Annotated in this window: 17 protein-coding genes; 6 read left to right on the forward strand and 11 right to left on the reverse strand. The window is 61.2% G+C overall.

Translation table 11 applies throughout. The annotated features are described in order from the left end of the window. Positions 1-128 precede the first annotated feature (128 nt). From CAF63_RS00870 to CAF63_RS00910, 9 genes are all read right to left on the reverse strand, one after another. Positions 129-3,722, reverse strand: coding sequence for a glycosyltransferase (locus CAF63_RS00870; RefSeq protein ID WP_085683021.1), 3,594 nt, complete (start codon positions 3,720-3,722; stop codon positions 129-131). Between the two features lie 117 nt (positions 3,723-3,839). Next, positions 3,840-5,411, reverse strand: a complete 1,572-nt coding sequence (locus CAF63_RS00875) for a flagellar hook-associated protein 3 (RefSeq protein WP_085683022.1) — start codon at positions 5,409-5,411, stop codon at positions 3,840-3,842. A gap of 13 nt (positions 5,412-5,424) precedes the next feature. Next, the gene (gene flgK / locus CAF63_RS00880; RefSeq protein WP_085683023.1) at positions 5,425-7,470 is read right to left on the reverse strand and encodes a flagellar hook-associated protein FlgK; all 2,046 of its coding nucleotides are present in this window, start codon (positions 7,468-7,470) and stop codon (positions 5,425-5,427) included. Between the two features lie 21 nt (positions 7,471-7,491). Beyond that, on the reverse strand, positions 7,492-8,784 hold the full coding sequence (gene flgJ / locus CAF63_RS00885; protein WP_085683024.1) for a flagellar assembly peptidoglycan hydrolase FlgJ: 1,293 nt from the start codon (positions 8,782-8,784) through the stop codon (positions 7,492-7,494). Between the two features lie 11 nt (positions 8,785-8,795). Next, positions 8,796-9,884, reverse strand: coding sequence for a flagellar basal body P-ring protein FlgI (locus tag CAF63_RS00890; RefSeq protein WP_039765528.1), 1,089 nt, complete (start codon positions 9,882-9,884; stop codon positions 8,796-8,798). A 27-nt stretch (positions 9,885-9,911) separates the two neighbouring features. After that, a complete protein-coding gene (gene flgH, locus CAF63_RS00895; RefSeq protein WP_085683025.1) occupies positions 9,912-10,607 on the reverse strand; it encodes a flagellar basal body L-ring protein FlgH in 696 nt (231 codons plus the stop codon). Positions 10,608-10,660: 53 nt separating this feature from the next. After that, complete coding sequence (gene flgG, locus CAF63_RS00900; protein ID WP_007958342.1) at positions 10,661-11,446, reverse strand: flagellar basal-body rod protein FlgG; 786 nt, start codon at positions 11,444-11,446, stop codon at positions 10,661-10,663. 45 nt (positions 11,447-11,491) lie between these two features. Beyond that, positions 11,492-12,232 carry a flagellar basal body rod protein FlgF gene (locus CAF63_RS00905; protein ID WP_007958343.1) on the reverse strand — a complete coding sequence of 247 codons (741 nt, stop codon included), beginning with the start codon at positions 12,230-12,232 and terminating at the stop codon, positions 11,492-11,494. Positions 12,233-12,552: 320 nt separating this feature from the next. Beyond that, the gene (locus tag CAF63_RS00910) at positions 12,553-14,112 is read right to left on the reverse strand and encodes a sigma-54-dependent transcriptional regulator (protein WP_085683026.1); all 1,560 of its coding nucleotides are present in this window, start codon (positions 14,110-14,112) and stop codon (positions 12,553-12,555) included. Positions 14,113-14,503: 391 nt separating this feature from the next. Between CAF63_RS00910 and phhA the strand changes: the two genes are divergently transcribed. The 6 genes from phhA to CAF63_RS00935 all read left to right on the forward strand — a co-directional run bounded on the left by phhA (position 14,504) and on the right by CAF63_RS00935 (position 18,907). Then, positions 14,504-15,295 (forward strand): phenylalanine 4-monooxygenase, encoded by a 792-nt coding sequence (gene phhA, locus CAF63_RS00915; protein ID WP_039765515.1) that lies wholly within the window; start codon positions 14,504-14,506, stop codon positions 15,293-15,295. Between the two features lie 116 nt (positions 15,296-15,411). Next, positions 15,412-15,768, forward strand: a complete 357-nt coding sequence (locus CAF63_RS00920) for a 4a-hydroxytetrahydrobiopterin dehydratase (RefSeq protein WP_003222798.1) — start codon at positions 15,412-15,414, stop codon at positions 15,766-15,768. Then, positions 15,768-16,961, forward strand: a complete 1,194-nt coding sequence (locus CAF63_RS00925; RefSeq protein ID WP_085683027.1) for an amino acid aminotransferase — start codon at positions 15,768-15,770, stop codon at positions 16,959-16,961. The genes CAF63_RS00920 and CAF63_RS00925 overlap by 1 nt, the downstream gene beginning before the upstream one ends. A 275-nt stretch (positions 16,962-17,236) precedes the next feature. Next, the gene (locus CAF63_RS28925) at positions 17,237-17,368 is read left to right on the forward strand and encodes a hypothetical protein (RefSeq protein WP_007958347.1); all 132 of its coding nucleotides are present in this window, start codon (positions 17,237-17,239) and stop codon (positions 17,366-17,368) included. 74 nt (positions 17,369-17,442) lie between these two features. Further along, the gene (locus tag CAF63_RS00930) at positions 17,443-17,625 is read left to right on the forward strand and encodes a hypothetical protein (RefSeq protein ID WP_085683028.1); all 183 of its coding nucleotides are present in this window, start codon (positions 17,443-17,445) and stop codon (positions 17,623-17,625) included. A 94-nt stretch (positions 17,626-17,719) separates the two neighbouring features. Next, complete coding sequence (locus tag CAF63_RS00935) at positions 17,720-18,907, forward strand: MFS transporter (RefSeq protein ID WP_085683029.1); 1,188 nt, start codon at positions 17,720-17,722, stop codon at positions 18,905-18,907. On the opposite strand, the gene arfB is transcribed toward CAF63_RS00935, so the two are convergent. Both arfB and CAF63_RS00945 read right to left on the reverse strand, forming a co-directional pair. Further along, positions 18,904-19,317 (reverse strand): alternative ribosome rescue aminoacyl-tRNA hydrolase ArfB, encoded by a 414-nt coding sequence (gene arfB, locus CAF63_RS00940; protein WP_011333010.1) that lies wholly within the window; start codon positions 19,315-19,317, stop codon positions 18,904-18,906. The genes CAF63_RS00935 and arfB overlap by 4 nt on opposite strands. Positions 19,318-19,408: 91 nt before the next feature. Continuing rightward, complete coding sequence (locus tag CAF63_RS00945) at positions 19,409-20,827, reverse strand: amino acid permease (protein ID WP_085683030.1); 1,419 nt, start codon at positions 20,825-20,827, stop codon at positions 19,409-19,411. Between the last annotated feature and the right edge of the window lie 690 nt (positions 20,828-21,517).

Raw genomic sequence — 21,517 nt, forward strand, 5'->3', positions numbered from 1 at the left:
GAAGTATCGACAGGAAAATCCCGATTCTTGAGGCTCTGCGGTGAAAAAAGTATCGATACTGATACAAACGGAATGTTGAAGACGCAAAAAAGGCGACTCGAAAGTCGCCTTTTTTTCAGCAGTGCCGGTCAGTCCGCCAGCCAGCCGTTTTCCCAGTACCGCAGGTTGTCGCCGCGCAGCACGTAGTCGCGCAGTACGACTTCACGCAGCTGATCACCCATGCGGTAACTGGCATCCGGATCAGCCAGGTGCATACGGATCGCTTGCAGCCACTCCTCGGTGGAGTTGGTCTTGACCCGGGTGCACGGCAGGTAACCCTGATAGGCCTCGGTATCGGTGCAGACCACCGGGTAGCCGCACGCGCCGTACTCCAGCAGGCGCAGGTTGCTCTTGCAGTCGTTGAAGATGTGGAACTCCAGCGGTGCCAGGGCCAGGTCAAGGTTGAGGCTGGCCAGTTTCGCCGGATACACATCCAGCGGGATCACGCCGTGGAACTCGTGCATGTACGGACGCAAGTCATCCGGGCACATGCCGAAAAACACCCAGTCGACCTCGTTTGCCAGTTCACGGACCACATCGGCAATCACCGCCAGATCACCGTGGTGGCTGGTGCCGCCGCCCCAGCCGACCCGCGGCTTTTTCGAGGTGCGACGCTGACTGCGCAAGTCGGTCCACAAGTGCCGCGACAACATGTTCGGTACGACCCGGATGTCGTGATGCATGTCCGACAGAACGTTGGCCAGCGGCTGGGTAGACACCACCACCCGATCGCACAGACCGATCGCCCGTCTCACCAGCCGCTCCATTTCCTGCTTGTTCGGCATGTTGCGAATGTGCGCGTTGCGATGAGGGACATCGATGACATAGTCATCGAGCTCGTAGATCCGCCGGGCGTTGAAAAAGTTTTTCAGCGGTGGAATTTCATCGATGGCACTTTCCGAATAGCGCCCCTGCAATACGATCACATCGGGGGCCTGCCGCTCGATGTCGATGATCGAAGGCAAACCGTAGCAGATCCGCCCCTCGGCACGGTTGGCCGCCTCCAGTTCGATCATCGGTTGGCTGATGCGATAGTGACCAATGGCGGAAGCGTTGATGGGCACCGCCAGCACATTCGGCAACTGTTTGCGCGAAAACGGACTCCAGCCGGTACGCAGGCCCGGCTCCAGACTGAAGCTGGTCGCACCGACACCCTGCACCGCCAGATTGACGTTGAACGCAGGATCGCGCGCAATCAGTGGCAACCAGCGCTTGTAGAATGTTTCGTGCTCCTGAATCTGCAGTTGCTCTTCTTCTGCCGTGGCCTCGGCCGTCGGCCGCGCGCCCAGGGCCAGCATGGCATAAGGAGTCCAGACCACCAGGTAACCTTCCCGGCCGACGCGCAGACACAGATCCGCCACATTGAGGGCCTGCGCCAGATCCTGTTCGTCGAGCCCGTCGACAGCTTCGTAGACAGCCTTGCGAATCATCAGACAATCACCGCCGACCGCACTCAGGTCATGCACCGCCTGCAAGCGGAACATGTACCCGTCCGCCTGCAGCGACTGACCATAGAAGGGCAATCCCACAGCGCCCTGCATGCCCAGAATCAGGCCGGCATGCAGCACACAACCGTCCGGATTGTACAACTTGGCGCCGACGACCCCGACTTCCGGGCGCTGCGCATGATTGAGCAGTTCGTCCAGCCAGTCGGGCTGGGTGATCACCGCAAAGGTATTGAGCATCAGCACGTATTCGCCGCGGGCCTGACCTACCGCAAAGTTGAGCGTGGCGGCTGCGTTGCCCTGCTGCGCAAAATTCAGCACGCGAACCCGATCGCTGCCCAACTGCGCCATGCCGTCCAGCCAGGCCAGCGCTTCGGCACTGGTGCTGCCGTTATCGACCAGGAGCAGCTCGTACTCGGTGTAGGCGGTTTTTTCCAGCAGCGTCTCGACGCAACGCTGCAAGGCGGCGGTCTGGTCCCGGGTCACAATGATGACCGACACCAGCGGACGCCGGGCGTGATGATAGTCGACACGATTGAGCAGCTCGCAGCTGCCACGGCGAATGTCATGGGCCAGACCCAGACGCTGCAGATGCGCTTCGAGCACGCGCGGATTCTGTTCGAGGACGCCCGGGGCCGCCAGCCACTTCGACAGGTCGAAAGGCGACTCCAGCATGACCTCGGCAATGTGGCCGACAACCTGTGTGCCATCGCTCTCGACCAGACGCCACAACACATCGTGCGGCGCGAGTTGAGCGAAGTCAGGTGCAAAACCACCGAGCGCCAGAAAACGCTCACGCTCGAACGCCAGTGCCCGGCCCACATAAGGGTAGCTGCGCATCAGGTCGAGGTTGAAATCCGGCTTGAACGCAGGTTCTGCCGACTCCCCGTCACGCAAGCTGCCCTCGTCGCTGTACAGACATTTCAGTGACGGGCAATGCACGATGCGCTCGGCCATGACCAGCAACGCCGGCGCCACCAGCCGATCACCCGCCTGCAACAGGTAGAACCAGTCGGCTCCCGCCAGTTGCGGCAGCAGCGTATTGATCTGCTCCATGCCGTCGTCTTGCAAAGGCATGCGGAACACCCGCCCGTCCAGCTCGGTTTCGGTACACGAGGCGGACAGGACAAGGATCAGCTCCGGCGGATAATCCTGAGCGGCGAGCGACGCCAGTGTGCGTTCGACACTGTCACGACTGCCCTGCCCGTCGATGACAATCGGCACGATCCGTGGTTGATGCGACCAGCCGGCCAGGGTTTCCGGCAGCAACGTGCGCTGACCTTCAGTCAGCACTCGGCAATTGAGCCACTGAGCGTAGAGCTCGGCAAAACTCCAGCTGTCGATGCCGACACTCCACTCCTGACGGCTCTGTTTGGAGCCCAGGGTGCGACTCAGCGGCAGCTCTTCCCAGACCCGCGGAGACTCATCGGCCTTGCTCAGCGGGACATAGCGAACCCATCCCGGCGCCGGCGCTGCTTCGCCGCTGCGCGATTTGAGCATCTGCAGCATCCACTCACGCTCGACCTCGAGCGCGTCTTTCATCGGCTGTTGCGCACTCAGGCGTTCCGGGTACAGCCGCTCGGCGCTGAGCACGTTGTTGGACACCGCCAGATTGCCGCGCCGCAGCAGGCAGACGTACAGGGCAAAGTCCAGCGACGCGACGAAGCGGTGACCTTCCTGAGTCAGCGCCGGCAACAGCTCTTCAACGTCGGCACGCCGGAACAGTGCGTTGGTGAATCCACCGAGGACGTTGACCGGGAATTTCTCGAAGATGCCCAGCAGATCGTCGCCCTTGAACAGACCGCTGTGCGGCGACAACGACGTGTTTTCCAGGCGCGCGGGCAGGATGATGTCCTGCGCATCCCAGAACAGTCGCTGGGCCAGTACCAGCCTGACCTCTTCACGCATCATCTCCTGGGCCTGCTGCCGGATGCAGTCGGCATACAAGTGATCGTCGTCGCACAGGAACTTGATGAATTCGCCCTGCGCCTGACTCAGGCATGCCTTGAGGTTGCCGATCATTCCCAGGGTGCGCGGATTGCGCACGTAGCGCACCTCGACGCCGGACTCCTCGATGACCGACGCAACGATGCGTTCGATCTCGGGACCCCGACTGTCATCACAGACGATGATTTCCAGAGGGCTGTAAGTCTGGCTGACGGCACTGTTCAATGTCCGCTCGAAAAAGCGCGGATTGAAGGCAGGGATGACGAGGCTGACAAGGGGAAGTGAATTCACGGCGGACTCGCAAGCGGCGGGAACCCGCCCGGAACAGCGAGCCCTATGAAACCGCAAAAAAAGACAAATGATACAGAGCGATCTGAGCAAGCGGGCGCTTGCGCGCCCGCTCAGGCATCAGATCTTGTTGAACAGGCCCAACTGAGAGATTTTGCTGAACGCCAGTTGCGAGGCCTGCAGCATGGTCTGCTGCAAGGTCAGGCGGGTCATCACTTCGGCCGGATCCGAGTCACGGATCGTGCCCTGGGTGGTGGAGTTTGCCAGCTGCAGGCTCTGGTTGGTGGTGCTCTGGTCATCCAGCGATTGCCCGCGAGCACCGATGGAGGTTACCGCGCTGCCGATCTGGTTGGCGGCGCTGTCGATGTTGCCGAGGCCGGCTTCCATCGCACCCTGGAATTTCTGCTTGGCCACCGGGTCACCGTCGATCGGGGTGTTCAGTGCCGTGACCATCTGGCCCAGAGTGTCGAGCACGTTCTGGGTCTGGTGGTTGTTGGACTGGATCGAGAACTGGTCACCGGCCGCCGGCGTGCCACCGAGGGCGAAGGTCACACCCGCTGCCGTGGCGTTGCCGCCAGCCACGGTACCCGACGAGATCGGCTTGCTGTCAGCAGTGACAGGCGCCGCGTACAGGTCGAACGCGGTGGCGCTGGTGAACTTCAGGACTGCGCCGCCACCCGACGGGAAGGCCGCGTCGTAGGCTGCCTGGTTGGTGACGCTGGAACCGGTGATGACCGCGGTCGACGGGTTGCCCGGGCTGCGCGAAGCGGTGAACGAGTCCGGCGAAGCCGACAGCTGGAAGCTGTGACCGGCAATGACCGCGTCCGGGTTGGTATCGCCGGCCTTGAGGTTGATGTTCAGCTTCATGTCGACGCCACGGAAGCTGACCGTCTGGTTGGCGCCGTTGCTGTTGCTGATCAGACCGTTCTGGCTGGCCTCGGAAGTCACGTCATTGCCCAGGGCATCGGTGATCTTGATTTGAGTGCTGCTGATGAAATCCACGGTGTACGGCTGGCCGGCGGTGAATTTCGCGTTGTAAGTCGCAGCGGTGCCGACGATCCCGTTGGTCAGCACCACACGACCGTCATCGACCGCCGGAGCCGTCATGGTGGTCTGGGTCCGGGCGGTATTGATCGTCTGCTGGAAAGCATCCCAACCGGTGGTGTTGGTGGCCACCGACAGGCCGTCGCCAATGCCCAGGTTGATCTGGGTCTGGTCACCGTTGTAGGTGTAGGTGCCATCGGCGTTCTGCGAGTACGGCGCGGTGTCGGTCTTCGAACCGGAGAACAGGTAGTTGCCGTTGGCATCCTTGGAGTTCATCAGGCCCAGCACTTGTTGCTGGATCTGGCTCAGTTCGGCGGCGTAAGCCTGGCGGTCCTTGTCGGTGGCAATGCCGTTGTTGGCTGCCAGTCCGATTTCCTTGGCGCGCTGCAAGGCATCGGTGATAGCCGTCAGCGTGGATTCCTGAACGGTCAGCGCGCTCTTGGTGGTATCGATGTTGCCTTTGTACTGATCGAGCATCGCGGCCTGCTGGCCGAGCTTCAGCAAGCGACCGGCGCCGATCGGATCGTCGGCGGCGGTGTTGATGCGCTGCAGGCTGCTGGCTTCGTTCGCGGTCGCGACAGTCTTGCTGTAGTTGCGCTGATATTGAGCAGCTTGCGTCGCGTAATACTGAGCGGTGGAAATGCGCATGAATTACGACTCCTTAAAGACTGTTGATCAGCGTGGCGAAGGTTTCCTGCGCAGCCTTGATGATCTGCGAAGACGCTGTGTAGTACTGCTGATACTTGACCAGGTTGCCGGTCTCTTCGTCCAGGTTGACCTGAGACAGCGAATCACGCGCGCCCTGCGCCTGATCCAGAATGGCTGTGGTGGCTTCGATGTCGGACTTGCTTTGCGCGGCCTTGGTACCGACGTTGGTCACCAGTTTGTTGTAGGCGTCGGTCAGGCTGATGCCCTTGCTGCCCGAACCGGTGTCCACGGTCTGCTTGGTCTGCAGGCCGACCAGCGCCTGGGCGTTGCGGTTGTCCGAAGACGCCGCGCCGGTCAGGTTGATGGTGAAGGTTTCGCCGGCCTTCGGCGTCGCGCCCACGGTGGTCTGCACGGTGAAGGTTTTCTGCACGTTCGGCGTGACGCTGGTGTCCATCACCGGAGCGCCGGTGGAGTCGACCATGCCGATCTTCAGGTTCAGGGTGTTGGCCTGCCCCGGCACGATGGTCCCGGTGCCGATGGTGTTGCCCTTGGCGTCGACCATGTTGTACGACTGACTACCGCTGGCGACCGCGCCGAACACCAGTTTGACCGGGGTCGAATACTTGAGCGCGTTCTGCAACTCGGCCTGGGAAGTCGGGTTGTAGATGTCGATGGTGTCGGTCAGTGTCGGCTGGGTGTAGGTGCCGGAGTTATTGGCACTGGCCACGCCGGTCAACGGTGCCGCCGCCGCGATTTTTTTCGGGTCGGTAAGCACGGTCTGGATGCTTGAGGCCGCACCACGGGTCGGGGTCACCTTGAAGGTGTCGCCGGCGCTCAGGGCACCGCCATTGAGGGCCAGGGTAAAGCCGTCGATGACCGGAGGCGGTGTGGTCGTGGTGCTGAACGAACCCATGTCGGTGCCGTCCGAGCGCTTGACCGTGTAGTTGGTCGCGCTGGTGAAAGTGACCTGGTAATCGTTGGTGGTCAGCTTGCCGGTGTCCTTGATGGTGACGTCAAGGTTGCCTGAACCCGCGCTGTTGCCCGCCTGGGCAATGCTGCGCTGACTGATCAGCGCGGCACTGTTGATGTTGTTGAAAATCGCTGCGCCGAAGTCACCGTTCTTGTCGATGCCCTGGGCTTGCTGGCGGTTGACCTGATCGGCGATCACCAGCGCCACACGACCCAGCTCATTGAGCGACGGGTCGAGCACTTCCTTGCGATAGCTCAGCAGACCGCCGATTTCGCCACCGCTGATCACCGAAGTAATGTCGATGGTGCTCGAACCGCGATCCATCTGGATGCCCATGCGCGACGGGTCATCCTTGCTCGGCACAGTGCTCAGGGTGTTGGTGGTGTTACCGACAACCAGCGGCTGACCGCTGCCGACGTAAACGTCGAAGCTGGTGCCGCGTTCGACGACCTGCGCGCCGACCAGCTCGGAAAGCTGGCGCACGGCTTCGTTGCGGGTGTCGAGCAGATCGTTCGGCTGGCCGCCGCTGGTGGAAATCTCGCCGATCTTCTGGTTGAGATTGGCAATCGAGGTGGCCAGTTTGTTGACCTGGGCCGCCATGTCGCCAAGGTTGCCGTTGATCGTGGTGTTCTGGTCGTTGAGCTGCTTGGCCAGTGCGTTGAAGCGGCTGGTCAGGGCTTGCGCGCCGGTCAGCACCGATTGACGCGAAGTGTCGTCGGTGGCCGAGGTCGATACGCCCTGCATCGAGGTAAAGAACTTCTGCAGCACGCCGGTCAGGCCGGTGTTGGTGTCGGACAGCGAGCCGTCCAGTGCTGTCGCCTGCGCGCCATAGGCGTCGGCTTCGCTGCTCAGCGAGGTGGCGGTGTGCAGCTGCGATTCGAGGTAGGAGTTGTACACCCGGCGCACGTCGGCAAGGGTCGTACCGGTACCAATAAACACGTTACCGTACTGAATCGAGGACTTGGTGCCCTGCACGGTTTGCTGGCGTGAATAACCGGCGGTGTCGACGTTGGCAATGTTGTTACCTGTCACAGCCAGAGAGGATGAACTCGCGTTCAACCCCGACATCCCGATATTGAGCAAACTCATGATTCAAACCTTACCTTGTGTTTATAAGGGCGTTGTCGAAACGCCGGCCGCAGCGTAGTTCTGATTGACCGTCATCTGCTTGGCAATCTGCGAAATCTTTGTTGCGTAGTTCGGGTCGGTCGCGTAACCGGCCTTCTGCAATTCGCGTACAAACTGTTCTGGGTTATCGGCCGACTTCAGCACATCTTGATAGCGATTATTGCTCTGCAGCAAAGTCACCAGATCGTGGAAGCTGTCCTTGTACGAGGCGTAGGAACGGAACTCGGCCGTCTCCTTGACCATCTGCCCGTTGCGGAATTCGCTGGTGATCGCCCGGGCCGAATCGCCCTTCCAGTTGCTGCTGGCCTTGATGCCGAACAGGTTGTGACTGCTGCTGCCGTCCTGGGCGCGCATGACCGATTTGCCCCAGCCGGTTTCCAGCGCAGCCTGAGCCACCAGATAACGCGGATCGACGCCAATGCGTGCGGCCGCTTCCTGCGCCATCGGCAGCATGGTGTTGACGAACTGGTCAGCGTTGCTGAACGCGCGCTTGGCCGGTGCCAGCGGGATCTGCGCCATGGCGCGGCCGTAAATCTGCATCTGTCCGCCGGAGGCCTTGTCCGCTTCGGCGCGGGCCAGCCAGTCGCCGTTGTAGAGAGGGCCGGAACCGGTGACAGCGGCGGTCGTGGCGCGTTGCGGCAGTTGAGTGGCGGCTGCCGGCGTGGCCGACGGCACCAGACCGGCGAGCAAGCGATCCGCCAGTTTCGGCGGCAACGCCAGACGACGCTGGTTGATCATTTCCATGTCATTGCGATGGGTCAGTTCGGTGTTCGGCGCATGCACCGAACGCGACGCCCACAACGGACGCTCGCCATTGAGTCGCGACAACGGCCCATTGGTGGCCACGGTGCCGGCGGCAATCGGCGTGGCCACGGCAGCGGCCTTGGCCCTGGCTTCTTCCTGCTTGGCGGCGGACGCGGCCGCAGCCTCGCCCGGCGCCATCGGTTTGTTCTTCGACATCTGCTTGAGTAGCACGTCAGCCAGGCCGATACCACCACCCTCGCGCGACAGGGAAACTGCCAGTTGCTGGTCGTACATTTCCTGATACTGCTTGGCTGCCGGCGTGTTGAGCGGATTGTCCTGCCCCAACGCCTCGGTCGCCGAACGCATCGACTTGAGCATTTCACCGAGGAACAGCGATTCGAACTCCTGCGCCACCTTGCGCATGTTCGCATCGCTGTTCTTGTCGCCGACCTTCAGCTGACTCAAGCGATTGAGGTCGGAGTACGAACCCGAATCGCTGCTGCTGACCAGACCGCTTTTGCGCATATCCATGGTCGCCGTCCTCAGATCACGATCAGGTCGGCTTGCAACGCGCCGGCCTGCTTCAGTGCTTCGAGGATGGCCATCAGGTCACCCGGTGCTGCGCCGACCTGGTTCACCGCCCGGACGATCTCGTCGAGGGTGGTGCCCGGGCCGAACTTGAACATCGGCTTGGCTTCCTGTTCGGCATTCACCCGCGAGCGCGGCACCACGGCGGTCTGGCCGTTGGACAGCGGGCCCGGCTGGCTGACGATCGGGTCTTCGGTGATGGTCACGGTCAGGCTGCCGTGGGTCACGGCGGCCGGCGACACCTTCACGTTCTGACCGATGACGATGGTGCCGGTACGCGAGTTGATGATGACTTTCGCCACTGCCTGACCCGGGTCGACTTCGAGGTTTTCCAGGATCGACAGGTAGTCGACACGCTGGCTCGGATCGAGCGGCGCGGTGACGCGGATCGAACCGCCGTCGATGGCCTGGGCGACGCCTGGGCCGAGCATGTCGTTGATCTTGTCGACGATGCGCTTGGCGGTGGTGAAGTCGGAACGGTTGAGGTTCAGCGTCAGGCTGTTGCCCTGGTTGAAACCGCTCGGCACCGAACGCTCGACCGACGCACCGCCAGGGATACGACCGGCCGACGGAACGTTGACGGTGATCTTCGAACCGTCACGACCTTCAGCGTCGAAACCGCCGACCACCAGGTTGCCCTGGGCGATAGCGTAGACGTTGCCGTCGATACCCTTGAGCGGGGTCAGCAACAGAGTGCCGCCGCGCAGGCTCTTGGAGTTACCGATGGACGAGACAGTGATGTCGACCTGCTGACCCGGTTTGGCGAACGCCGGCAAATCGGCACTCACCGATACCGCCGCAACGTTTTTCAGCTGCACGTTTCCCGATCCCGGCGGCACCTTGATGCCGAACTGCGAGAGCATGTTGTTGAAGGTCTGCAGGGTGAACGGGGTCTGCGTGGTCTGGTCGCCGGTGCCGTTGAGACCGACCACCAGGCCATAGCCGATCAACTGGTTGGAACGCACGCCGGAAATACTGGCGATGTCCTTCAACCGTTCGGCTTGTGCATTGAAGGCCGCCGACAACAGGAACGCGGCCACCATGAGACTTCTGAAATTCAACGTAGCCACCTAGAAAGGGAACAGCGGGCTGAGGAAGAAACGGTCGAACCAGCCTGGCTGACTCGCATCGGCGAACGAACCGGTGCCCGAGTAGGTGATGCGCGCATCGGCAACCCGGGTCGAGGACACGGTGTTGTCGGTGGCGATGTCATCGGCCCGCACGAGACCGGCGATCCGCACCAGCTCGTCGCCGGTGTTGAGGGTCATCCACTTCTCGCCACGCACGGCGATGATGCCGTTGGGCAGCACGTCGGCGACGGTCACGGTGATCGAGCCGGTCAGGGTGTTGCCCTGGGCGGCCTTGCTGTCACCTTTGGTCGCGCGGTCGCCGCTGTAGCTGGCGCTCAGGCTCAGGTCGCCGTCACCGAACGGGCTGTTGGTGGTGGCGCTGCCGCCGAACAGCGACGTCAGACCGATGCCGGTCTTGCTGTTCTTGGCCACCTGCGAGTTGGCGTTCTTGCTGGCCTGGGTTTTCTCGTTCAGGGTGATGGTGATGATGTCACCGACCCGGAACGCCTTGCGGTCGCTGTACAGGTTCTGCTCGAAACCGGCCTGATAGATCGAGCCGTTGTTGGCGGCCGACGGCAACGGTGTGCGCGGCAACACCGGGGCGTAGTAAGGATCATTGGGCTTGGGCGTCGGAGCGACGCAGCCCGCGAGCGAGACGACCCCACTCAATGCCACAACAGATACAAAGCGCTTCATGACCCTTACCTCACGGTGTTGCAGGCGACCTCATGGCCGCCTCATAGACTTGATTACAGATTCTGCGTTACGAACGAGAGCATCTGGTCGGCGGTGGAGATCACCTTGGAGTTCATCTCGTACGCGCGCTGGGTGGTGATCATGTTGACCATCTCTTCCACGGTGCTGACGTTGGAGGTTTCCAGGGTGTTCTGCAGGGTGGTACCGAAACCGTTCAGGCCCGGAGTACCGACTTGCGGTGCACCGGAAGCGGCGGTTTCCAGGAACAGGTTGTTGCCCACTGCTTGCAGACCGGCCGGGTTGATGAAGTCGGCGGTTTGCAGGTTGCCGATCACTTGCGATGCGGCGTTGCCGGCAACGGTGATCGACACGGTGCCGTCACGACCTACGGTGAAGGTCTGGGCGTTGTTCGGGATGACAATCGCCGGCTCCAGAGCGAAACCGCTGGCGTTGACGATCTGGCCGTTGGAGTCGAGGTGGAACGTACCGTCACGGGTGTAGGACGTGGTGCCGTCCGGCTGCAGGATCTGGAAGAAACCGCGACCGTCGATGGCCATGTCCAGCGGCTGCTCGGTGGTTTGCAGGCTGCCGGCGGTGAAGTTTTTCTGGGTGCCGACAATGCGCACACCGGTACCCACTTGCAGACCCGACGGCAGTTCGCTGTCCTGGGTCGACTGGGCGCCTGGCTGACGCTTGATCTGATACAGCAGGTCCTGGAACTCGGCGCGGTCACGTTTGAAACCCGTGGTCGACACGTTCGCCAGGTTGTTGGAAATGGTGGTCAGGTTGGTGTCCTGGGCGGACAGACCGGTTTTGGCAACCCATAGAGCCGGAAGCATTCGATTCTCCTCGTGCGCCTGTTTTACGGCGCGACGTTCTGATAATTAGCTGATCTGCAAGACCCGAGCCATGGCCTGGTCGTCGTCTTTGGCGGTGTTCATCATCTTGACGTGCAGTTCGAACTGCTTGGCCAGGGCCAGCACCGACGTCATTTCTTCCACGGCATTGACGTTGCTCGACTCCAGGAAACCCGACACCAGTTTGACGTTGGCATCGGCCGGCGCAGGCTGGCCGTCCTTGGTGTAAATCGAACCGTCCAGGCCCTTGTTCATGTTCTTGATGTCCGGGTTGACCAGCTTGATCCGGTCGACTTCGGCCATGACGCGCGGGCCCTCGCCCATCGCACGAATACTGATGGTGCCGTCTTCACCGACTTCCACCTGCTGCTCCGGCGGCACGGCGATCGGCCCGCCGTTGCCCATGACCGGCATGCCGTTGCCGGCACGCAACACGCCGAGGGCGTCGATATTGAGGCTGCCGGTGCGCACGTAGCTTTCACCGCCATTAGGGTTCTGCACGGCGATCCAGCCGTTGCCCGACACGGCCACGTCGAGGTCACGGCCGGTCTGCACCAGCGAGCCCGGCGTGAAGTCGGTGGCGGGCCGTTCGCTCATGGCAAACGCACGCGCCGGAAAGCTGTCACCGAACACCGGCATCGAACGCGCCTGTTCCAGGTCGCGCTGAAAACCGTTGGTGGAGATGTTCGCCAGGTTGTTGGCATGAGCCTTTTGCGCCAGTGCGTTCTGGCTGGCGCCGGTCATTGCCACATAAAGGTACTTGTCCACACTCTTTCCTCTGCATGCCGGACGTTTGCCGCCCACCGCTGTACTGCTGAGCCATAAGCAATTTACAGACCAACTTTTTTCTGGCGGCCGAGGACCCGGTAAACAAAGGACTTGAGGGATTTTGCGGGGAGGAGGGAAATGTATCGAAGTCGAAAAACCGGCGGTGTCATGCCGCCATGTGGCAAGGCATTACCTTTTCACTGCCTGTAGCGCCGCCTTCGCGAGCAAGCTCGCTCCCACAAGGTCTGCCGCCAAATGAAGCTTTACTGTGGGAGCGAGCTTGCTCGCGAAGAGGCCATAACAGACGATGCATCTGCAGGCTATGACTCCGCCTTGCCGACTTCGTACTCACGCAGCTTGTTGGCAATCGTGGTGTGCGAAACCCCGAGCCGCTTGCCGAGTTGCCGACTGCTCGGATGTTCGGAATACAAGCGCTCCAGCACCGCCTTCTCGAAGCGCCCGACAATCTCGTCGAGCCCGCCTTCGAGGGAGAAATCGCCAAGCGGCTGACGCACACCGTAATCCGGCAGGCGAATGTGCTCGGCCTTGACCGTGCCGCCGTCGCACAGCGAAACCGCCTGGAACAACACGTTCTCCAGTTGCCGCACGTTGCCCGGCCAATGGTAGTGACTGAGTCGGTCCATCGCCGCCGGCGCCAGTTTCGGCAGTGGGCAGCCGATCTGCCGGCTGGCCTGATCGAGGAAGTGCTCCACCAGCGGCGTCAAACCGTCGAGGCATTCGCGCAGTGGCGGGATGTGCAGCGACAGCACGTTCAAGCGGTGATACAAATCCTGGCGAAACTCACCTCGTGCGCACAATTCCGACAGGTCGACCTGGGTTGCGCAGATCACCCGCACATCCAGGTAAACCTCTTCATTACTGCCCACACGCCGAAAGCAACCGTCCTGCAGGAAGCGCAGCAATTTCACCTGCAAGCGCGGGCTCATTTCGCCAACGCCATCGAGGAACAGCGTGCCGCCCGCCGTCAGCTCCAGCAGCCCGAGCTTGCCTTCGACCCGCGCGCCTTCAAAGGCGCCGGGGCCGTAGCCGAACAGTTCGGTCTCGGCCATCGACTCCGGCAGCCCCGCGCAGTTGAGCGCCATCAACGGCGATTGGCCGCGCGGGCTCGCCAAGTGACAGGCCCGCGCCAGTAATTCCTTGCCGGTGCCGGTTTCACCTTCAATCAGCAGTGGCGCATCCAGCGGCGCCATGCGTCGTGCTTCGCGCACAACCGCCGCCATCACTTTCGAGCTCTGGAAGATGCTGTCGAAGCCACGCAACTCTTGTTTGCGCACGTTATAGATGCGCTCGCCGACGCGATCCGCGCGGTGCAAGGTCAGCACTGCACCGGCCATGGCCTCGCTGTCGTCGTGCTCCGATTGCAGCGGCGCGATGTCGGCCAGAAAGATGTCGCCCTTGACCTTGACCCGCATGCCGTTGATTCGCGATTTGTTGGCGCGCACCAGTTCCGGCAAGTCGAAATCCTCGGCGTAACGCGACAACGGAATCCCCGGCACCTCGTCCACCCGCACTCCGAGCAACTGCGCCGCCGCACGGTTGGCGGCAACGATGGAGCCGCCCATATCGATCGACAGCACCGGAAACTCCAGCGCGCCGAGCAACGCATTCAACTCCATGTGCCGCCGCTCGCTGGGCATCAGCCCTACCCGCTTGACGCCAAACACCCCGGCAATCGCCTCGAACTTGGGGCGTAACGCCTGGAACTGAATGTTGATCAGGTTCGGGCAATGCAGATAAATCGCGTTGCCATGTTCACCGCCCACCTCGCCACGGGCGACGTTGATCCCGTACTCCACCAGCAGATTGAGAATGTCGCGCAGGATGCCGATGCGGTTCTGGCAGTGGACTTTGATACGCATATAAAGGCCTGACGAAGAAAGGGTTGAACACAAACCCTGTGGGAGCGAGCTTGCTCGCGAAGGCGATTTGCCTGCCCCATCAATGCTGAATGTGCCGACGCATTCGCGAGCAAGCTCGCTCCCACAGAGGTTTTGCAGCGCACCTTGGTCTTTTTTTCTGCCTGGGCGCGCAAATAGTCGTCAAGATTATGTGACAGCCATCGGCCTTTTCAAACCCGACAGTCACCGCAAACACGACTTATCGCACGAAGCGTAACGAAAATTTTACGAATCAAAGAGACTTTTCCTACTCGACCGCTCTTCAACCTGCTGCAACAACGAACGTTCCGGGGTATTTCTCAGTCCATCGCAGGACATAACAAGAACGAAATTCCCCTCGCAGGAGAGCAGTATGAAGCAGACGCAATACGTGGCCCGCGAGCCCGATGCGCAAGGTTTTATCGACTACCCCGCCGAAGAACACGCGGTGTGGAACACGCTGATCACCCGCCAGATGAAAGTGATCGAGGGGCGTGCGTGCCAGGAATACCTGGACGGTATCGAAAAACTCGGTCTGCCCCACGACCGCATTCCGCAACTGGGCGAGATCAACAAGGTGCTCGGCGAGACCACCGGTTGGCAGGTTGCCCGCGTCCCGGCTCTGATCCCCTTCCAGACCTTTTTCGAATTGCTCGCCAGCAAGCAGTTTCCGGTGGCCACGTTCATTCGCACCCGTGAAGAACTGGACTACCTGCAAGAGCCGGACATTTTCCACGAGATCTTTGGCCACTGCCCGCTGCTGACCAACCCGTGGTTCGCCGAATTCACCCACACCTACGGCAAGCTCGGTCTGCAAGCGACCAAGGAAGAACGCGTTTATCTGGCGCGTCTGTACTGGATGACCATCGAGTTCGGCCTGGTCGACACCCCGCAAGGCAAACGCATCTACGGTGGCGGCATCCTGTCTTCGCCGAAAGAAACCGTTTATTCGCTGTCGGACGAGCCCGAGCATCAGGCTTTCGATCCGCTGGAAGCGATGCGCACGCCTTATCGCATCGACATCCTGCAACCGCTGTATTTTGTCCTGCCGAACCTCAAGCGCCTGTTCGACCTGGCCCACGAAGACATCATGGCCATGGTCAAGCAAGGCATGCAGCTGGGTCTGCACGCACCGAAGTTTCCGCCGAAACCAAAAGCTGCGTGAACCGTGGCTTTTACTTACAAGTGAGTCTGTCAGTCGTCGCGGCTTTGGTTTAGCGTGGCGACATTGACGACCGTAACAGCTCTTATAAAAAGACATCCGATCTCAGGAATCAAACCATGTCCACTTTGAACCAAGCCCATTGCGAAGCGTGCCGTGCCGATGCCCCACAAGTCAGCGATGAAGAACTGCCGATCCTGATCAAGCAGATCCCTGACTGGAACATCGAAGTCCGCGACAGCATCATGCAGCTGGAAAAAGTCTTCCTGTTCAAGAATTTCAAGCACGCACTGGCCTTCACCAACGCCGTCGGCGAGATCTCCGAGGCCGAAGGTCACCACCCGGGCCTGCTGACCGAGTGGGGCAAAGTCACCGTGACCTGGTGGAGCCACTCGATCAAGGGCCTGCACCGCAACGACTTCATCATGGCCGCGCGCACTGACGAAGTGGCCAAGACCGCAGAAGGACGCAAGTAATGCACTTCGACGCCATCGGCCGGGTGCCCGGCGACCCGATCCTCGGCCTGATGGAGGCCTACGCGCAGGACTCCAACCCGCGCAAGTTCGACCTCGGCGTGGGCGTCTACAAGGATGCCCAAGGCCTGACGCCGATCCCCGAAGCGGTGAAAATCGCCGAGGCGCGTCTGGTCGAGAGCCAGGACACCAAGACCTACATCGGTGGCCACGGCAATCCGCTGTTCGGCAAAGTCATCAATGAACTGGTGCTCGGTGCCGATTCGGCGCTGATCGCCGAGCAACGCGCCGGCGCCACCCAAACTCCGGGCGGCACGGGCGCCCTGCGTCTGGCAGCGGATTTCATCGCCCAATGCCTGCCGGGCAAAGGCGTATGGCTGAGCAACCCGACCTGGCCGATCCACGAAACGATTTTCGCGGCCGCCGGGGTCAAGATCAGCCATTACCCGTACGTTGGCAGCGACAACCGCCTCGATGTCGATGCAATGCTTGCCGTGCTCAATGAAGTACCGAAAGGCGATGTGGTGCTGCTGCACGCGTGCTGCCACAACCCGACCGGTTTCGACCTGAGCCACGACGACTGGCAGCGAGTGCTGGAGGTGGTACGCCGCCGTGACCTGCTGCCGCTGATCGACTTTGCCTACCAGGGCTTTGGCGACGGACTGGAGCAGGATGCATGGTCGACCCGGCTGTTTGCGGCCGAGTTGCCTGAACTGCTGATCACCAGCTCCTGCTCCAAGAACTTCGGCCTGTACCGCGATCGCACCGGTGCGTTGATCGTCAGCGCGAAAACCGCCGACAAGCTCATCGACATCCGCAGCCAGCTGGCGCACATCGCCCGCAACCTGTGGTCGACGCCACCGGATCACGGCGCGGCAGTGGTCGCCACGATCCTCGCCGACCCGGAGCTGAAACGCCGCTGGGCCGACGAAGTGGAAGCCATGCGTCTGCGCATCGCCCAGTTGCGCAGCGGTCTGGTGGAAGCGCTGGAGCCGCACGGTCTGCGCGAGCGTTTTGCACACATCGGCGTGCAACGCGGGATGTTCTCCTACACCGGCCTGTCACCGGAGCAGGTGAAAAACCTGCGCGAGCATCACAGCGTGTACATGGTCAGCTCGGGCCGGGCCAACGTCGCCGGGATTGATGCAACGCGCCTCGATCTGCTGGCCGAAGCGATCGCCAACGTCTGCAAATAGTCCAAACACCGCACAACCCTGTGGGAGCGAGCTTGCTCCGGGCGGCGTTCCGACGAAAGCGTCGGATCAGTCGACACACACGTCGGCTGAAAGGGCCCCTTCGCGAGCAAGCTCGCTCCCACAGTGGTTTGTGTGCTGCCTCCCCCCATGTGGCCATTTGTCGCAACAAATGGATATAAAAGTCTGATTGTCATTTTTCTTCCTGTATCCTTCGCAAGCTTTCTGAAAGCGCGGATCTACCAGATCTATCAACAGACTTAGCGAGGAGCGCAACCATGCACGAGATTCCGAATCTCCCCTTCCCAAGCCTGCACGAAACTGAGCAGACGACCACGCAACAAGCCGGTGCCCAACAGCCCGAGCCGAAAGAAGCCGCCGAGAGCCGTCCGGCCGACAGCGAAGAGTAAGCAACACCCGCCGTACAGACCGTGTGGAAAGCGCTAACATGCGCTTTCCACACTGCCTGAAACCTGAGCCTGCAATGACCGACGAAACCTTTAACGAACAACAGGCTGAAATTCTCATCGGTGCCACCGAGAAGATGATCGAGATCTGGACCCGTCTCTCGCCCGAGAAACAGGCCGCCCTGCTCGCCCGTTTCGGCAGCGAAGAAAACGCGTTGGCCGCTCTGGTCACCACGCAATTGGTCGCCCCGGCCAAATAGTTTTACTTTTCCCGCCCCAGACGCTTCCGCACCGGTATCATGAGCAGCCTATCTATTCTGCTCTTCCCGTGGATCGTAATTCATGTCGCCCTCTATGCCAGAACCCCAGCGTCCCCTGGCGGTCACGCTGCAAGTCGTTTCCATCGTCCTGTTCACCTTTATTGGCTATCTCAACATCGGTATTCCGCTCGCTGTGTTGCCGGGGTACGTCCATAGCGATCTGGGCTTCGGTGCAGTCATCGCAGGACTGGTGATCAGCGTGCAATACCTCGCGACCCTGCTGAGCCGTCCGTATGCCGGCAAGATCATCGACAACCAGGGCAGCAAACGTGCGGTGATGATTGGCCTAGCCGGTTGTGGCTTGAGCGGTGTGTTCATGCTGATTTCCGCGTGGACACCCCACCTGCCGCTGCTGAGCCTGATCAGCCTGTTCGTCGGCCGTCTTGTGCTGGGCAGCGCTGAAAGCCTGGTCGGCTCAGGCTCGATCGGCTGGGGCATCGGCCGGGTCGGCGCCGCCAACACCGCCAAGGTCATCTCGTGGAACGGCATCGCCAGTTATGGCGCGCTGGCGGTCGGTGCCCCGCTGGGGGTGTGGCTGGTCAGCCATTTCGGGCTTTGGAGCATGGGCGTGAGCATTCTGTTGCTGGCCACGCTGGGGTTGCTGCTGGCCTGGCCGAAAACCGCCGCGCCGATCGTAGCCGGCGAACGCCTTCCGTTCATGCACGTTCTCGGGCGCGTCTTCCCGCACGGCTGCGGACTGGCGCTGGGCTCGATCGGCTTCGGCACCATCGCCACCTTCATCACTCTGTATTACGCCACGCAGCACTGGGATAACGCGGTGCTGTGCCTGAGCCTGTTCGGTGCCAGCTTCATCGGCGCGCGACTGCTGTTCGGCAACCTGATCAACCGCCTCGGCGGCTTCCGCGTGGCGATTGCCTGCCTGTCGGTGGAAACACTCGGTCTGCTGTTGCTGTGGCTCGCGCCCGACGCGCACTGGGCATTGGCCGGTGCGGCATTGAGCGGTTTCGGTTTCTCGCTGGTGTTCCCGGCACTGGGTGTGGAAGCCGTGAACCTGGTGCCAGCCTCCAGCCGAGGCGCGGCCGTCGGGGCGTATTCGTTGTTCATCGACCTGTCGCTGGGCATCACCGGGCCGCTGGCGGGTGCGATTGCAGCGGGCTTCGGTTTTGCCTCGATCTTCCTGTTCGCCGCCCTCGCCGCGCTGAGCGGCCTGGCACTGAGCGTCTATCTGTACCGCCACACGGCGAAGTACCGCGAAGACTAGAAATCCACTTTGCCGCGCCCGGCCTTGATGCTGCCGCGCTTGGTTTTCGATTCGAGCCGACGCTTCTTTGAACCCAGTGTCGGCTTGGTCGGCCGGCGCTTCTTCTCGACCTTGGTGGCGCTGAGGATCAACTCGGTCAGACGCTCTAGTGCATCGGCGCGGTTCTGTTCCTGCGTGCGGTACTGCTGGGCCTTGATGATCAGCACGCCGTCGCCGGTGATGCGACTGTCGCGCAGCGCCAGCAGACGCTCCTTGTAGAACTCGGGCAAGGACGAGGCCGGAATGTCGAAGCGCAGGTGCACGGCACTGGAGACCTTGTTGACGTTCTGCCCACCGGCGCCCTGGGCGCGGATGTACGTCAGTTCGATCTCGGCATCCGGCAGATGCACGTTGTTGGAAATCACCAGCATGGAAAAGCGTCCGTATTCAGAACCCGCAGGATACCGCGAAAGCACAAAAAACCCGGCACTTGGCCGGGTTTGTTGTTTTTTGCAAAGACGCTTACTTGACTGCGCTCGCAGCGTGCGGTGCCTGTTGTGCACCGCGCTTGTTCTTGATCACGTAGCAGGCCCACATGAACACCACCCACACCGGGATCGCGTACACCGAGATCTGAATGCCCGGGATCAGCAGCATCACGCCGAGGATGAACAGGACGAACGCCAGGCAGATGTAGTTGCCGTACGGATACCACAGCGCCTTGAACAGCGGCTTCTGGTTAGTCTTGTTCATGTGCTGGCGGAACTTGAAGTGCGAGAAGCTGATCATCGCCCAGTTGATCACCAGCGTTGCAACTACCAGCGACATCAGCAGTTCCAGCGCGTGTTGCGGGATCAGGTAGTTGAGCAGCACGGCCACCAGAGTCACAGCCGCCGAGGCCAGGATCGAACGCACCGGCACGCCGCGCTTGTCGATCTTCGCCAGCGCTTTCGGCGCATCGCCCTGCTCAGCCATGCCCAGCAGCATGCGGCTGTTGCAGTAGGTGCCGCTGTTGTACACCGACAATGCGGCGGTCAGCACCACGAAGTTGAGGATGTGCGCGGCGGTGTTGCTGCCGAGCATCGAGAATACCTGCACGAACGGGCTGCCGCTGTAGGAATCGCCGGAAGCGTTGAGGGTTTCCAGCAGACTGTCCCACGGGGTCAGCGACAGCAGGATCACCAGTGCGCCGATGTAGAAAATCAGGATCCGGTAGATCACCTGGTTGATCGCTTTCGGGATCACGGTTTTCGGCTTGTCGGCTTCGGCCGCGGTGAAACCGAGCATTTCCAGGCCGCCGAAGGAGAACATGATGATCGCCATGGCCATCACCAGGCCGCTGACGCCGTTCGGGAAGAAGCCGCCGTGGGACCACAGGTTGCTGACCGAAGCCTGCGGGCCGCCATGGCCGCTGACCAGCAGGTAGCTGCCCAGGGCAATCATGCCGACGATCGCCACGACCTTGATGATCGCGAACCAGAATTCGGCTTCACCGAAGACTTTGACGTTGGCCAGGTTGATTGCATTGATCAGCAGGAAGAATGCGGCAGCAGTGACCCAGCTCGGGATCTCCGGCGCCCAGTAGTGAATGTATTTGCCGACGGCAGTCAGCTCCGACATGCCTACCAGGATGTACAGGATCCAGCAGTTCCAGCCCGACAGGAAACCGGCGAAGCCGCCCCAATACTTGTGCGCGAAATGGCTGAAGGAACCGGCCACCGGCTCTTCGACGATCATTTCGCCGAGCTGGCGCATGATCATGAAGGCGATGAAGCCGCAGATGGCATAGCCGAGGATCATCGACGGGCCAGCGGATTTCAGCACCCCGGCCGAGCCGAGGAACAATCCGGTACCGATCGCGCCACCGAGGGCGATCAGTTGAATATGGCGATTTTTCAGGCCGCGTTTCAGCTCGCCTGATTGCGAGTTTTGTCCACTCATGAAAAAGGTCTCACGCAAGGTTTGATGATGTTCAGTAGACGTTGCTGCAAGGTTGCGATTTCAGCCAACCTTGATCAAACCCCAGCGCAGGCACCAGGAATTCAGCTTTTTTACAACGGTCATGCGTCACCTGTTTGTTTTTATCTGTGACGAAATCGAACCCGACACGCTTGTGACGCGGCGGAGTGAACAAGGCGGATAAACCTTGAGGTTTGCGCGATTACGCAGAGGGTCACAGTTAAAACGCGGCGCATTGTACACCGCTAACCCCCTGCTGCCAGACCTCGCCGGATCAGCGTGTCGGTTGCCGGGATTGCATGTGTCCACCCCGGGAGGCCCGGGCGGCTGCAAAAATTGAGTCAGGCCTTTGCAGGCCATCGGCGTGGGCGATGGAAAATCCGCCCCACGTGGAGAAGTGAAATTGGATAACGGCGTTCATTGCGCCTCCTTCTTGTTATGCACCTGCACGACAGGCATGCAGCGCATCTCACCTTCCAAACGACGCCGAAACAAGCACGCCAGAGCGCTGCGCAAGGCCCGGCGGGCCTGGCTCCGGCAGATTTTCCTTACAGCCTGAAAAAGGCACCCGATTCACGGGACTGCGGCGGCTTTTTCGTAAATATTCACTGACAGTGCGTAACGTAAAGTTTCCATTCCAGAGCCGTCGAGGCCCGGTGCGGCGCTTGACGT

It is taken from the genome of Pseudomonas sp. B20(2017) (assembly GCF_002113125.1).
GTDB lineage: Bacteria > Pseudomonadota > Gammaproteobacteria > Pseudomonadales > Pseudomonadaceae > Aquipseudomonas.

Excerpts from the sequence above, each read along its gene's own strand:
- CAF63_RS00945 (WP_085683030.1), bottom strand. The coding sequence starts at position 20,827 with ATGAGTGGACAAAACTCGCAATCAGGCGAGCTGAAACGCGGCCTGAAA.
- flgK (WP_085683023.1), bottom strand. The coding sequence starts at position 7,470 with ATGAGTTTGCTCAATATCGGGATGTCGGGGTTGAACGCGAGTTCATCC.
- CAF63_RS00930 (WP_085683028.1), top strand. The coding sequence starts at position 17,443 with ATGACCGACGAAACCTTTAACGAACAACAGGCTGAAATTCTCATCGGT.
- CAF63_RS00935 (WP_085683029.1), top strand. The coding sequence starts at position 17,720 with ATGCCAGAACCCCAGCGTCCCCTGGCGGTCACGCTGCAAGTCGTTTCC.
- phhA (WP_039765515.1), top strand. The coding sequence starts at position 14,504 with ATGAAGCAGACGCAATACGTGGCCCGCGAGCCCGATGCGCAAGGTTTT.
- flgJ (WP_085683024.1), bottom strand. The coding sequence starts at position 8,784 with ATGGATATGCGCAAAAGCGGTCTGGTCAGCAGCAGCGATTCGGGTTCG.
- CAF63_RS00925 (WP_085683027.1), top strand. The coding sequence starts at position 15,768 with ATGCACTTCGACGCCATCGGCCGGGTGCCCGGCGACCCGATCCTCGGC.
- CAF63_RS00890 (WP_039765528.1), bottom strand. The coding sequence starts at position 9,884 with ATGGTGGCCGCGTTCCTGTTGTCGGCGGCCTTCAATGCACAAGCCGAA.
- CAF63_RS00875 (WP_085683022.1), bottom strand. The coding sequence starts at position 5,411 with ATGCGCATTTCCACCGCTCAGTATTACGCGACGCAAGCTGCTCAATAT.
- CAF63_RS00910 (WP_085683026.1), bottom strand. The coding sequence starts at position 14,112 with ATGCGTATCAAAGTCCACTGCCAGAACCGCATCGGCATCCTGCGCGAC.
- CAF63_RS28925 (WP_007958347.1), top strand. The coding sequence starts at position 17,237 with ATGCACGAGATTCCGAATCTCCCCTTCCCAAGCCTGCACGAAACTGAG.
- flgH (WP_085683025.1), bottom strand. The coding sequence starts at position 10,607 with ATGAAGCGCTTTGTATCTGTTGTGGCATTGAGTGGGGTCGTCTCGCTC.
- arfB (WP_011333010.1), bottom strand. The coding sequence starts at position 19,317 with ATGCTGGTGATTTCCAACAACGTGCATCTGCCGGATGCCGAGATCGAA.
- flgG (WP_007958342.1), bottom strand. The coding sequence starts at position 11,446 with ATGCTTCCGGCTCTATGGGTTGCCAAAACCGGTCTGTCCGCCCAGGAC.
- CAF63_RS00920 (WP_003222798.1), top strand. The coding sequence starts at position 15,412 with ATGTCCACTTTGAACCAAGCCCATTGCGAAGCGTGCCGTGCCGATGCC.